The organism is Bradyrhizobium sp. TM239 (assembly GCF_036247985.1).
In the GTDB taxonomy this organism is placed as follows: Bacteria; Pseudomonadota; Alphaproteobacteria; order Rhizobiales; family Xanthobacteraceae; genus Bradyrhizobium; species Bradyrhizobium ottawaense.
On the sequence record NZ_BTIR01000019.1, the window covers coordinates 37,772 to 49,887 of the forward strand.

14 protein-coding genes are annotated in these 12,116 nt (G+C 63.5%); 8 read left to right on the plus strand and 6 right to left on the minus strand.

The window, feature by feature from the left end:
• Nucleotides 1-466: 466 nt before the first annotated feature.
• The 8 genes from AABA84_RS28010 (at nt 467) to AABA84_RS28045 (ending at nt 8,081) form a co-directional block, all read left to right on the plus strand.
• On the plus strand, nt 467-3,388 hold the full coding sequence (locus AABA84_RS28010; protein ID WP_338313775.1) for a monovalent cation/H+ antiporter subunit A: 2,922 nt from the start codon (nt 467-469) through the stop codon (nt 3,386-3,388).
• Nucleotides 3,388-3,729, plus strand: a complete 342-nt coding sequence (locus AABA84_RS28015) for a Na+/H+ antiporter subunit C (RefSeq protein WP_212249279.1) — start codon at nt 3,388-3,390, stop codon at nt 3,727-3,729. The genes AABA84_RS28010 and AABA84_RS28015 overlap by 1 nt, the downstream gene beginning before the upstream one ends.
• Complete coding sequence (locus tag AABA84_RS28020; protein WP_338313776.1) at nt 3,726-5,345, plus strand: monovalent cation/H+ antiporter subunit D; 1,620 nt, start codon at nt 3,726-3,728, stop codon at nt 5,343-5,345. Before AABA84_RS28015 ends, AABA84_RS28020 begins: the two co-directional genes overlap by 4 nt.
• Nucleotides 5,342-5,830 carry a Na+/H+ antiporter subunit E gene (locus tag AABA84_RS28025; RefSeq protein ID WP_212249277.1) on the plus strand — a complete coding sequence of 163 codons (489 nt, stop codon included), beginning with the start codon at nt 5,342-5,344 and terminating at the stop codon, nt 5,828-5,830. The genes AABA84_RS28020 and AABA84_RS28025 overlap by 4 nt, the downstream gene beginning before the upstream one ends.
• Nucleotides 5,827-6,108, plus strand: coding sequence for a K+/H+ antiporter subunit F (locus AABA84_RS28030; protein WP_212249276.1), 282 nt, complete (start codon nt 5,827-5,829; stop codon nt 6,106-6,108). Before AABA84_RS28025 ends, AABA84_RS28030 begins: the two co-directional genes overlap by 4 nt.
• A complete protein-coding gene (gene mnhG, locus AABA84_RS28035; RefSeq protein WP_338313777.1) occupies nt 6,105-6,455 on the plus strand; it encodes a monovalent cation/H(+) antiporter subunit G in 351 nt (116 codons plus the stop codon). Before AABA84_RS28030 ends, mnhG begins: the two co-directional genes overlap by 4 nt.
• 357 nt (nt 6,456-6,812) lie before the next feature.
• Nucleotides 6,813-6,983 (plus strand): hypothetical protein, encoded by a 171-nt coding sequence (locus AABA84_RS28040; RefSeq protein WP_154694107.1) that lies wholly within the window; start codon nt 6,813-6,815, stop codon nt 6,981-6,983.
• 195 nt (nt 6,984-7,178) lie between these two features.
• Nucleotides 7,179-8,081, plus strand: coding sequence for a universal stress protein (locus AABA84_RS28045; protein ID WP_338313778.1), 903 nt, complete (start codon nt 7,179-7,181; stop codon nt 8,079-8,081).
• A gap of 54 nt (nt 8,082-8,135) precedes the next feature.
• Here AABA84_RS28045 and AABA84_RS28050 read toward each other — a convergent pair whose 3' ends face one another.
• The 6 genes from AABA84_RS28050 to AABA84_RS28075 form a co-directional block, all read right to left on the minus strand.
• Nucleotides 8,136-8,312 (minus strand): hypothetical protein, encoded by a 177-nt coding sequence (locus AABA84_RS28050; RefSeq protein ID WP_162832244.1) that lies wholly within the window; start codon nt 8,310-8,312, stop codon nt 8,136-8,138.
• Between the two features lie 150 nt (nt 8,313-8,462).
• Nucleotides 8,463-9,233 carry a sulfite exporter TauE/SafE family protein gene (locus AABA84_RS28055; RefSeq protein ID WP_338313779.1) on the minus strand — a complete coding sequence of 257 codons (771 nt, stop codon included), beginning with the start codon at nt 9,231-9,233 and terminating at the stop codon, nt 8,463-8,465.
• A complete protein-coding gene (locus AABA84_RS28060) occupies nt 9,230-10,498 on the minus strand; it encodes a CCA tRNA nucleotidyltransferase (protein ID WP_338313780.1) in 1,269 nt (422 codons plus the stop codon). Before AABA84_RS28060 ends, AABA84_RS28055 begins: the two co-directional genes overlap by 4 nt.
• A gap of 10 nt (nt 10,499-10,508) precedes the next feature.
• The gene (locus AABA84_RS28065; protein WP_097666125.1) at nt 10,509-10,772 is read right to left on the minus strand and encodes a DUF6111 family protein; all 264 of its coding nucleotides are present in this window, start codon (nt 10,770-10,772) and stop codon (nt 10,509-10,511) included.
• Complete coding sequence (locus AABA84_RS28070; protein ID WP_212249270.1) at nt 10,769-11,440, minus strand: CoA pyrophosphatase; 672 nt, start codon at nt 11,438-11,440, stop codon at nt 10,769-10,771. The genes AABA84_RS28065 and AABA84_RS28070 overlap by 4 nt, the downstream gene beginning before the upstream one ends.
• On the minus strand, nt 11,437-12,048 hold the full coding sequence (locus AABA84_RS28075; RefSeq protein WP_338308911.1) for a DUF1285 domain-containing protein: 612 nt from the start codon (nt 12,046-12,048) through the stop codon (nt 11,437-11,439). Before AABA84_RS28075 ends, AABA84_RS28070 begins: the two co-directional genes overlap by 4 nt.
• Between the last annotated feature and the right edge of the window lie 68 nt (nt 12,049-12,116).

Genomic DNA, 12,116 nt, shown 5'->3' on the forward strand with positions numbered 1-12,116 from the left:
AATAACGGCGCAATAGCGGACATCGCCAGATGTCGTGAAAGTCCACAGGCCTTTGTAGACAGCTCGTCTGATTTCGAATCATGCTGGGCGCGCGTCGCTAAAGGCGATCATTCGCTCTCCAGCAGACAGGGGCGACAGTTTGACGCGACTGTGAGCCGCAATTTTGGACCGCGGTGGATATAGTCGAACGCAGCATCCACGCGCACCTGCGATGGAACAATCGAACGTTCCGGCAGATAGCGTGACACCGTTCCGAATTTCCACCACGTCGAGATGAGTGGTTGGCGCACATCGCGCTCCGCGGCTTCTATGCTTTGCGCGGCGCTCTCGCGGCCGCAGTTTCCGCCCGCTCAAGTCGGCACCATCGCGAAAATCTAGCAGTAGAGATATCCGCCTGCGTCGGCTAAGCAATTGAGGACCAGCGGACGACCTCTCGCCACCTCGCAGTTTGGGGCAATGAACGCAAATGTTCCTCCTTGCCGTTCTCGTCCTTCCTTTCGCCGGAAGCTGCATTGCCGCCCTCTTGCAGGTCAATGCGCGCAACGCCGAGGCATGGCTCGCCGGAGGAGTTGCACTCGCCGCGTTCGGCCTCATCGCCACGGCTTATCCCGATGTCGCGAATGGTGGCGTCATCGGGTGGCGAACGGAGTGGGTGCCCGAACTCGGACTCGCGTTTGCGCTGAGACTTGATGGCTTCGCGTGGGCCTTCGCAATGCTGGTCACCGGAATTGGCTTTCTGGTGGTGCTGTATGCCCGCTACTATATGTCGCCCAGCGATCCCGTTCCGCGCTTCTTTTCCTTCCTGCTCGCGTTCATGGGCGCAATGCTGGGGATCGTATTCTCCGGCAACCTGTTGCAACTGGTTTTCTTCTGGGAACTGACCAGCCTGTTTTCGTTCTTGCTGATCAGCTACTGGCATCACAATTCGGCTGCAAGGGACGGCGCACGAATGGCGCTGGTGATCACTTCGACCGGCGGACTTTGCCTCTTCGCCGGCGTGCTGCTGATCGGTCACATCGTAGGCAGCTATGACCTGGACAAGGTGCTCGCTTCCGGAGATGCGATCCGTTCGCACGCGCTCTATGTCCCTGCACTCGTGCTGATCCTGCTCGGCGCGCTGACCAAGAGCGCTCAATTTCCGTTCCATTTTTGGCTGCCGCACGCGATGGCGGCTCCGACGCCCGTATCCGCTTATCTCCATTCGGCAACGATGGTGAAGGCCGGCGTGTTTCTTTTGGTCAGGCTCTGGCCGGCCCTGGGCGGATCGAACGAATGGTTATGGCTGGTGGGATCGGCTGGTTTGATCACCTTTCTCTTGGGCGCATTTCTCGCGGTGTTCCAGCAGGATTTGAAGGGGCTGCTGGCCTACTCGACGATCAGCCATCTCGGCTTGATCACGCTCCTGACCGGACTGGACACGCCGTTCGGGCAGATCGCAGCGATCTTCCACATCATGAACCATGCCACGTTCAAGGCATCGCTGTTCATGGCCGCGGGCATCATCGATCACGAAACCGGCACTCGCGACATTCGCCGCTTGAGCGGTCTCTGGGCGTTCATGCCGATCACGGCGACTCTGGCCATGGTCGCCGCCGGGTCGATGGCCGGTGTGCCGCTGCTGAACGGATTCCTCTCGAAAGAGATGTTCTTCGCCGAAACGATCGAGATTCATGACAACTCGCTGGTCGATCGAGCGCTTCCCTATATCGTCACCGCCGCGAGCACTTTCAGCGTGGCCTATTCGCTCCGGTTCATTCGCGACGTGTTCTTCGGCCCGCCCCCCGTCGACCTCCCGCGCACGCCTCACGAGCCCCCGCTCCTGATGCGACTTCCGGCCGAGCTTCTCGTGCTCGCATGTATCGTCGTGGGCATCGCCCCCGCGTTAACCGTTGCACCTATCCTCGATACCGCTGCTGGAGCAGTTCTCGGTTCCAGGATGCCGGAGTACAGCCTGAGAATATGGCATGGCTTTACCCCCGAGCTGCTGATGAGCATCCTGGCGATGGTGGGTGGGGTGGGCGTCTATGTGATGCTGCGCTCCTACCTCCTCGTCAACGAGGGGCCGCCCTTGCTCGGCCGCTTCAGCGGCAAGCAGATCTTTGACTGGATGATGGTGACGTTATCCTGGCGACTTGCACGCTGGCTGGCGAGTAAGCTCGGGACGAGACATCTCCAGCCACAGTTGAGGATCCTGGCCGGCGTGGCGTTCGTCGCTGCTCTGCTGCCACTCTATTCACGTGGCATCATGCTGGCGAATCCCCTAGCGGCCAAGTTTGACCTCGCCTTTGCATTGCTCTGGGCGGTGGGCGCTGCCTGCGCCATCGGCGCTGCGGTCCAAGCTAAATTCCATCGCGTCGTCGCGCTGATCCTGCTCGGGACTGCCGGTCTCGTGACCTGCGTCAGCTTCGTGTGGCTGTCCGCTCCCGATGTCGCGCTGACGCAGATCGTCGTCGAGACGGTGACGACGGTTCTCCTGTTGCTCGGCTTGCGATGGTTGCCGAAGCGCGTCGCACCGGTCGGCGCGAGCCAGGCCGCCGGCAGGATTCGATTGCACCGCGTGCGTGACTTCGCCATCGCGCTGTTCGCCGGCGTCGGGCTGGCCACGCTCGCGCTGGCAGTGATGCAGCACCCGGCTACGGACAGCATCTCGCGATACTTCGTCGAGAACGCGTACACGAAAGGTGGCGGAACCAACGTGGTCAACGTCATCCTGGTGGACTTCCGCGGATTCGATACGATGGGCGAGATCACGGTGCTCGCGGTCGTTGCACTGACCGTCTACGCGCTCTTGCGCCGCTTCCGTCCGGCGCCCGAGAGCATTCCCGTTCCCGAACAGCAGCACGCCCAGGATAGCCACGACGAAGCGCATCCCGATCGACAGAAGGGAGACACTGCCAAGGATACAACGGAGACTGCGGCGCTGATGATGGGGCTGCTGTTTCCGGTGATCGGCGTCGTGGCGATCTTCCTGCTGTTGCGCGGACACGACCTTCCGGGCGGAGGCTTCGTGGCAGGCGTCGCAATGGCGACCGCATTCATCCTGCAGTACATGGCTCGCGGCACGGCATGGGTGGAAGCTCGTCTTCACGTCATGCCCGTGCGCTGGATGGGCTTCGGGCTCCTGTTGGCGGGGGGCACGGGGGCCGCCGCCTGCGTCTTCGGCTACCCCTTCCTGACCTCGTACTTTGCGTATGCCGAGCTGCCTCTGGTCGGCCGTGTCCCGATGGCCAGCGCCTTCCTTTTCGACATCGGCGTGTTCTCGCTCGTGGTCGGTGCCACGGTGCTGATGCTCATCGCAATCGCGCATCAATCGTTGCGTCGCTACGGAGGTCCACTCCAGACCGGCCAGCGCTTGCCCGGCGAGCGGTCGAAGGAGGAACTGGTCTGATGGAGCTCGTGCTGGCGATCGGTATCGGTACGCTTGCGGCGTCCGGCGTGTGGCTGATCCTCCGGCCGCGCACGTTTCAAGTCATCGTCGGGCTGTCGTTGCTCTCTTACGCCGTCAATCTCTTCATCGTGACCGTGGGGCGGGTGCGGAGCGGGGCTCCGGTGCTTATCGCAAAGGAGATCGGCGATGTCGCCAAGCATGCTGATCCGCTCCCGCAGGCGCTGGTGCTGACTGCAATCGTGATCAGTTTCGCGACCACCGCTCTGTTCCTGGTGGTTCTGCTCGCATCGCGCGGCCTGGCACGGACCGATCATGTGGATGGTCAGGAGCCGGAAGCGTGAGCGGCGCTGCAAGTCTGGTGATCGCGCCAATCCTCCTGCCTTTGCTGGCTGGTGCCGGCATGCTGCTGCTCAACGGAGAAAGACACCGGGCCATCGTGGCAGGGCTCAACGTCGCCGGAACCGTTGCACTCGTTTGCATCGCGGTGATCTTGCTCGGAATGTCCGATGCAGGAACCAGGGAAGTCTATCGTCTGGGCAATTGGCCTGCTCCGTTCGGAATCGTCCTCGTTCTCGATCGGCTGTCCGCCCTCATGCTGCTCCTGACCAACGTCCTGGCGCTGGCCTCGGCGGTGTTCTCTCTTGCCCGTTGGCACCGGGCAGGGGCGCATTTCCATTCCCTGTTTCAATTCCTGCTGATGGGCCTCAACGGCGCCTTCCTCACCGGCGATCTTTTCAACCTGTTCGTGTTCTTCGAGCTGTTGCTGGCGGCATCATACGGCCTTCTGCTGCACGGTTCCGGCATTGCACGGGTGAAGGCGGGGCTGCATTACATCGTCGTGAACCTGGCGGCGTCGCTGTTGTTTCTGATCGGGGTCAGCCTGATCTACGGCGTCACCGGGACGCTCAACATGGCAGATCTCGCGGCAAGAGTGCCCGCCATCGCCGCCGAGAGCCGGGGCTTGCTCGAAGCAGGTGCGGGCGTGCTGGCGGTCGCCTTCCTGCTCAAGGCCGGAATGTGGCCTCTGAGCTTCTGGCTCCCGACGGCCTACGCAGCCGCAAGTCCGCCGGTGGCGTCGATCTTTGCGATCATGACGAAGGTCGGCGTGTATGTCTTACTGCGTCTGTCGCTTTTGCTTTTCGGCGAAGGCGCCGGCGCATCGGCCGGCTTCGGCAGCGACTGGTTATTGTGGGGCGGCTTGGCGACGACCCTATTCGGAGCGATTGGCACGTTGGCATCGCAGGATACCGCACGCCTCGGCGGCTTTTCGGTGCTTGTATCCTCCGGAACGGTGCTCGCTGCCACGGGGATGGGACAGGTCGGCATCACCAGTGCAGCGCTCTTTTACCTGGTCAGCTCGACGCTCGGCATCAGCGCCTTCTTCCTTCTCGTCGAGCTCATCGAACGCGGCCGCGAACCTGGAGCGGACATGATCGCCGTCACCCGGGAAGCCTATGGAGAAGAGGACGAGACAGACGAAGCGGAAGAGGACGTCGGCACCGCCATCGTAGCCACGATGGGCTTACTCGGCGTCGCTTTCATCGGCTGTGCGCTGGTCATTGCCGGGCTGCCTCCGCTGTCCGGCTTCATCGCTAAATTCGCGCTGCTCGCGGCGGCACTCAATCCGGCAGCGCATCAAAACGGCGGCGTACCCGGCAGCGGATGGGCGCTTCTCGTCGTGCTGATCTTCTCTGGTTTCGCGACGTTGGTCGCGATGGCCCGCGCGGGAATCCGCATCTTCTGGGCCTCGCCCGATCGCACCGTGCCGCGCGTGCGCGTGATCGAGATGGCGCCGATCATGTTCCTGCTGACCATCTGCGCCGCCCAGACGGTCCTGGCCGGTCCCGTGATCCGTTTCATGCAGGCCACGGCACAATCTCTGCACGCGCCGGCGGGCTACGTCAGCGACGTCCTGGAGGCCGCCCCCCAAGGCAGCCGAAAAGCGGAGGGCAAATGACACGCTTTCTGCCCTTTCCGATCGTGAGCTTCTGCCTGCTCGCATTGTGGCTTCTGCTCAATCAAGCAGTGTCGTTCGGGCACATCCTGCTCGGCTGTGTCATCGCGATCGTCGGCGGGCGGATCCTCACCGTGCTGGAGTTACCGAGCGTGCGGGTCAGACGACCCCGCGTCATTCTGCGACTGTTGGGGCTGGTAGCGGTCGACATCGTCCGCTCCAATCTGGCGGTTGGACAGATCGTTCTCGGTTTTGGACGGCGACAGCGAACGTCGGGGTTCGTGAAGATTCCCCTCGACATGCGCAGCCCGTACGGGCTGGCCTCATTGGCTTGCATCATCACGTCGACCCCCGGAACGCTGTGGGTGAATTTCGACGCTCAGAAGGGTTCATTGATGATCCATGTTCTGGACCTCGTCGATGAAGACGAGTGGATCCGCACGATCAAGGACCGCTACGAACGTCGTCTGCTGGAGATATTCGAATGAGCCAGCTCATGCTGACCTACTCGCTCAATGCCGCGCAAGTGCTGCTGGGGTTGGCGATCGGCTGCGGCGCTTTCCGCATCTTTCTCGGGCCGCGGGCACAGGATCGCGTCCTGGGCTTCGACACGTTGTCCGTGAATGCGATGTTGTTGCTTCTGACGTTCGGGATTCGATCCGGCGAAGCGCTTTATTTCGAGGCGGCTCTGGCCATGGCGCTGTTCGGTTTCGTCGCGACGGTTGCACTGGCCAAGTTTCTGCTCCGCGGCGAGGTGATCGAATGAACGGCATCGAACAATTGCCACCCTGGGCTGCAGTTTTCACGGCGGTTCTTCTGCTCACTGGCGCGGCCGTCACGCTGGTCGGTTCGCTCGGCCTGTTGCGTCTCGGCACATTTTACGAGCGGGTCCATGCGCCGACGCTGGGGACGACGCTCGGCACCGTCTTCATCGCGGCCGCTTCGATGGTCTACTTCTCGGTCCTGCACAGCAAGCCGGTGCTGCACGAAATCCTGATTGTAGGGCTTGGCGTCGTGACCACCCCTATCGCGCTGACTGTGCTGGTCGGTGCAGCCCGATTCCGCGATACCGCCGAACAAAGTGCGCCGGCGCGCGAACCAGAGAATAATTAGGGCGAAGCACACGACCACGCGCTGATTGCAGGCGGCTCTGCGGATCGGCCAAGGCCGGCTAAATGTCGCATTTGATTCTCGCGGCGAATGCCTACGTCTAGTGCGTGGATGATGCTGAGCTGCGCGCGAGTTCGCCGCAACCTTCAGCCGGCCGTGCGACCGGAGCAACTGGCTCGGCGTTCGGCACGCGCGGCGTTTCCGAGGGGCGAGGCTTCAGACACGCCATCAATGCGGGATGCCGCTCGGAAATCGGCCGCATCCCAAACAGAGGCCGTGATGACCAAAGTGCTACGAGATCGAATTCAGGGGAACCGGCTGCAGATCGGCCGGTGACCCGGGCGATTGCGGATCGCCCGGGTGCGGCAACTCGACGATTCCAAACCAAGCCGGGAGTTCCTCATGTCGGTATTTTCAGCGCTGCTCGTCCTGACCTCGTGGATGATGTTCATCTGGATTTGCGATCCCGACGGATTCCGCGCGGCATTTGCGCGCCGTCCGCCGCCGATTCCTCGCGATCCGAAAAGGTGACGTTGGAGGGTGCTTTGTCACCTTCTGCCGCCCTGTACACCATTTGCTTTTGACCGCGACGCGTTACCGCGCGCCGCAGCTCGCGCCGCAGCTCGCGGCGCGTCCGCGCGTTCGCGGGCTGCTTCCTAGCCAATCGAATTACCACCGCTGGCACGAAATCGACCTGCCATCGTTGACCAATATGAGGGTCCTGACATGATCATCGTCGCTGCGACGGATTTCTCCACGCGCTCCCATCGCGCGCTCCGGCAAGCTGGCCTTCTGGCTCGCTCCCGCCGTGCCGAGCTGCACCTTGTTCACGTCGTTGATGAAGACCAGCCGGCCGATCTGGTCCGCATGGAAGAGCGGGAGGCACAACGGGTGCTGGTGGAGCAGATCGGGTCCATGCCCGAGCTGCATGACGCTCGCTGCTATCCGACCGTCGTCAAGGGCCATCCCTTCGACGGGATATTGCGCGCGGCCGCAGCAGTCGGCGCAGATCTCATCGTGATGGGCGGCCATCGCAAGCAATTTCTGCGCGATATCTTTACAGGGACCACCATCGAACGTGTCATCCGCGGAGGAAAATATCCCGTTCTGATGGTGAACAACGAGGCCCAGCGGCGCTATGAACGTGTTCTGGTGCCGGTCGACATGTCAGAAACATCGGCTGAAGCAATCCGCATCGGCCTGTCCACCGGACTTCTGGAAGAAGACGGAGCGACGCTTCTTCACGCCTTCTCGCCGATGGCCAAGACGCGATTGATCAGCTCTGGGGCTAGCTCGGCCGTCATCACCGGATATGTCGAGAGCGAACGTCACAGGGCAATGGAGGAACTGACCAGTTTTCTGGTGACCAACGAGTTCGGCACGCGGCGATGGTCTCTTCGCGTCGGCGAAGGCGGACCCATGCAGATCATCACCCGTGCCGTCGAGGAGAAGCGGCCCGACATGCTCGTGATGGGTACGCACGGCCGATCCGGATTGCTTCGGGCGTTGATCGGGAGCGTAACGGAGGAAGTCCTGCGCTCGCTGAACGTGGACGTCCTGGTCGTCCCTCCCGCCAGCCCCAAGCTCGGGATGGCGAAGGAGGCAGCCGCGTCCGAACCGAAGGCGTGAGGCGTGCCGTGGCTCATCCCCGTGCCGTTCACAGGGCCGAGAGGGGCGCCGAACCTAGCGGCGTCGTCGTTCGGCGTCGCGGGCAGCCAACCTTGGTGCGGTTCGTTTGTTCGGACTCCGGGTGATTTTCAGCGGATCACTGGCTGGAAACGTCTGCTGCAATTGTCGATCGAGTTCCTCGTCGAGTTCACGCTTCTCCCGCTGCTCCGGCGTCTCGTACTGCTTGGGCATAGCCTAATCTCCACGTCTGGCACTTGGCTACCAACCAGGTCTGCCACCAGGATTGTGACGCCAAAGTCCAGAGTCAACGCAATGAAGCGAAAGGTGTTGCGTTCAAGCTTCAACGATATTCAGACGAGTCCTCGGCAATGAAGGAAGCAGCTACCCGATCAGTTGCCTCGCAGCTGCCGAGATCATCACCAGCCCGCCCGTGATCACCGCGACGTCGAGGATCGCGGCGTGGATGTGCAGCGGCATCCGCTCGACGAAAGCCTTAGCGAGGAACGCGCCGGGGATCGCGATCGCGCCGATCAGCAGCGCGAAGGCCAGCACCTGCGCGGTGACGGCGCCGGCGAGGCCGAACACCGAGAGCTTGATCAGGCCGGTTCCGAGCGAGATCATCGCATCGGTCGCGATCACGGCGGCGCCCTCGAGGCCTGCGGCCATCAGCAGCGAGAGCAGGATCACGCCGGAGCCCGAGGTGCCACCGACCAGCACGCCGTAGCCGACGGAGCCGGCGGCAAGGCCGCCGTCGCCGATCCGCACCTTTCGGCGGCGAAGCACGCGGCGCAGCGGCACGCTGAGGATCAGCATGGAGCCGATCACGAGCGCCGCGCCGGCGTTGGTGAGACGCGTATAGCCGTAGGCGCCGAGCGCGGTCGTCAGCGCCGCGCAGGCGAGCACGATCAACGCACGACGGCGGTCGGCGTAGCGCAAGTAAGCAACGGCGCGGCTGGAATTGGTGAAGAGTGCGGAGATCGCGATGATCGGCACCACGGGCTCGGCGCCCACCAGCGGCACCAGCACCAGCGGCATCAGGGCGCCGGTGCCGTAACCGGCGAGACCACCGATGATCGAAGCAAACAACGCCATCATTGCTACCAGCAGGAGCTGAAAGACCGAGATGTCGGCGAAGCCTGAGACGATGGTCAATTTCTCTCATCGCGGCTGATTCGTGCCGCAGCTTGATCGGCGATGGCAGCGAGTGCGGCTTCCTCTAAGGGAAAATCCGCCGCAAGCCAAGCGTCCTCGGCAAGCGTCAACACATGTCCGAGCGCGGGCCCTTCCGCCAGACCGCGCGCGATGAAATCGGCGGCCTTCAGCGGAAATTTCGGTGCGGTCCAGCGCTGCGGCAGTTCTGCGAGCGCGCGCCAGCGCATCGAGGTGACGTCGCCGCCGGCCCGCGCCCAGCCCAGCAACACGCGATCGTGATAGCGCTCGGGGCCGAGCCGATAGAGCAGCCGCCGCGCATTGGCCTCGTCCTTGGCGGCGAAACGCCACCAGCGGTGGCCCATCGAATCCAGTGCCTTGGTCTCGGCACTGGAGAGCCGCAAGCGCGCGGCAACGCGTTTGGCATCTTCGGTCACCGCGACCGTCAGCGCGGCCAGGCGCCGCGTGCTGCTGGCGGCGAGGCCGAGCTCGCGCTCGATCGCGATCATCGCCGACAGCGGCCCGGTATAGGCAACGCCGCCGATCAGCGCTTGCAGCAATCCGCCCTCGGCCATGGCCAGCGCGGCCGCGGATGCGCCGCCGGCCACCAGCAGTTTCAGCATCTCCATGCGCACCCGCTCGGCCGAGAGGCTGGCGAGGCCCGCACGCCCCCGGATGCAGGCGAGATAGCCGTCGCGGTCGGGATCGCCGGCACCGAAGGCGGCATGGATGCGGAAGAAGCGCAGGATGCGCAAATAATCCTCGGCGATGCGCTGGCCGGGATCGCCGATGAAGCGCACGCGACGCGCCCTGGCATCCGCGATGCCGCCGACATGGTCGTAGACGACGCCGCGCGCATCGACCGACAGGCCGTTCATGGTGAAATCGCGCCGCTCGGCGTCCTTGACCCAGTCGCGGCCGAACGCGACCTTGGCCTTGCGGCCGAAGGTTTCGGTGTCCTCGCGCAGCGTCGTGACTTCATAGGGGTGGCTGTCGATCACCAGCGTGACGGTGCCGTGATCGATGCCGGTCGGCACGCTCTTGATGCCGGCAGCCTTGGCGCGCCGGATCACCTCCTCCGGCCGCGCGGTGGTCGCGATGTCGATGTCGCCGGGCTGAAGACCGAGCAGCGCGTTGCGCACGGCGCCGCCGACCACCCGCGCCTCCTCGCCGTCGACATTGAGCAATTGCAGGACGCGCGCGGTCCCGCCTGCGGTGAGCCAGGGCGCATCGGCAAGAATCGGCGCAAGGTGCGGCTCCGCGCTCATCGTGCTGCCCCTATTTTTCCACGCCCGGCACCAGCCGGCCGTTCTCGATATGGGCGGGAACGTAGGTCGAATCCGGGGCGGCGCCGGAGAAATGCGCAAAGCCGATCAGCCCCGCAATCACCAGCACCAGCGCCGCCAGGACGAGGCGGGCGACGATGGTGACCGGCCAGGACGATCGCGCGAACAGGCCGGACCGCGTCGCGGCCAGGAACAGCGCGTAGACGGCAAAGGGAATGAGGAAGATTCCGATCTCGGTCAGAACCGGCCGGATCATGACGAATAGATCCGCTCATACAGCACACGCAGCATGCCCGCCGTCGCGCCCCAGATGTAGCGTTCCGCGAACGGCATCGCGTAGTAGAACCGCTCCATGCCGCGGAATTCCTTGCTATGCACCTGATGGTTCACCGGGTTCATCAGGAAGGATAGCGGCACCTCGAACGCATCATCAACCTCGGAATGGTTGATGGCGAGTTCGAAGCCGGGCCTGACCCTGGCGACCGTCGGCAGGATGCGGAAGCCGAAGGCGGTGCCGTAGAGATCGAGATAGCCGATCGGCTCGACGAAGTCTCTGGACAGCCCGACTTCCTCCTCGGCCTCGCGCAGCGCCGCATCCAGCGGCGAGGAATCGGTGGCGTCGATCTTGCCGCCGGGGAAAGCGATCTGGCCGGCATGGTCGTTGAGATGCGCCGAGCGCTGCGTCAAGAGGATGGTCGGCTCGGGATGATCGACCACCGCGATCAGGACCGCTGCGGGGCGTACCGGCTGCTCGCGCGCGACGATCTCGAGCATCTTGTCGGTGCCGGGATCGCCCGAGGCGGGAATGATGTTGGGATCGTAGAGGCCGAGTGGAACGTCGAAGCCGAGCTTTGCCTTCGAGCGGGCGAAGAAATCCGCCGCGCCGAACGCAACCGGATCGCTTTTCAGGATAGGCTTGTTCAAAGCGCGGCCCTCACCTCGTCCGCATCGGCCATGGCGAAGAATTCGCCTGATGATTCGACGCCGAACATCGGCTGGCCATCGACCATCCGCTCCTCGCCCATGTCAACCAGATCGTAATAGAGCGCCCTTGTGACCTTGGCCCAGAGCTCGGCCCGAACATGCAGATAAGGCGTCAGCCCGCCGTCTTTGGCCTGCTCGAAGCGCAGCCGGTGCGCGGCATCGCAGGTGACCCAGTCGTCGACATTGGTGCGGAAGCGCAGCACGCGATGGTTGCCTTCGCCGTCCTTCTGCATCTCAACCGCCATGAAGGGCGCATCGTCGACGCGGATGCCGACCTTCTCCACCGGCGTGACCAGGAAATGCTTGTCGCCCTCGCGCTTGAGGATGGTCGAAAACAGCCGGACCAGAGCAGGGCGCCCGATTGGCGTCCCCAAGTAGAACCAAGTACCATCGGAGGCGATTCGGATGTCGAGATCGCCGCAAAACGGCGGATTCCACAGATGCACCGGAGGCAGACCCCTCTTGGCGCCTTCGGCATTGGCAGCACTTTTGGCGGCGGCAGTCAGCCCCTCAAGACCGCGATCGGCGCTCTGCCCTTGGTTCGCCATGGTTTGCCCTGACTTTGTCCTCTGGCACGATTGGTGCAGGTCTAACTTGTACGTCTACGTTGTAATCG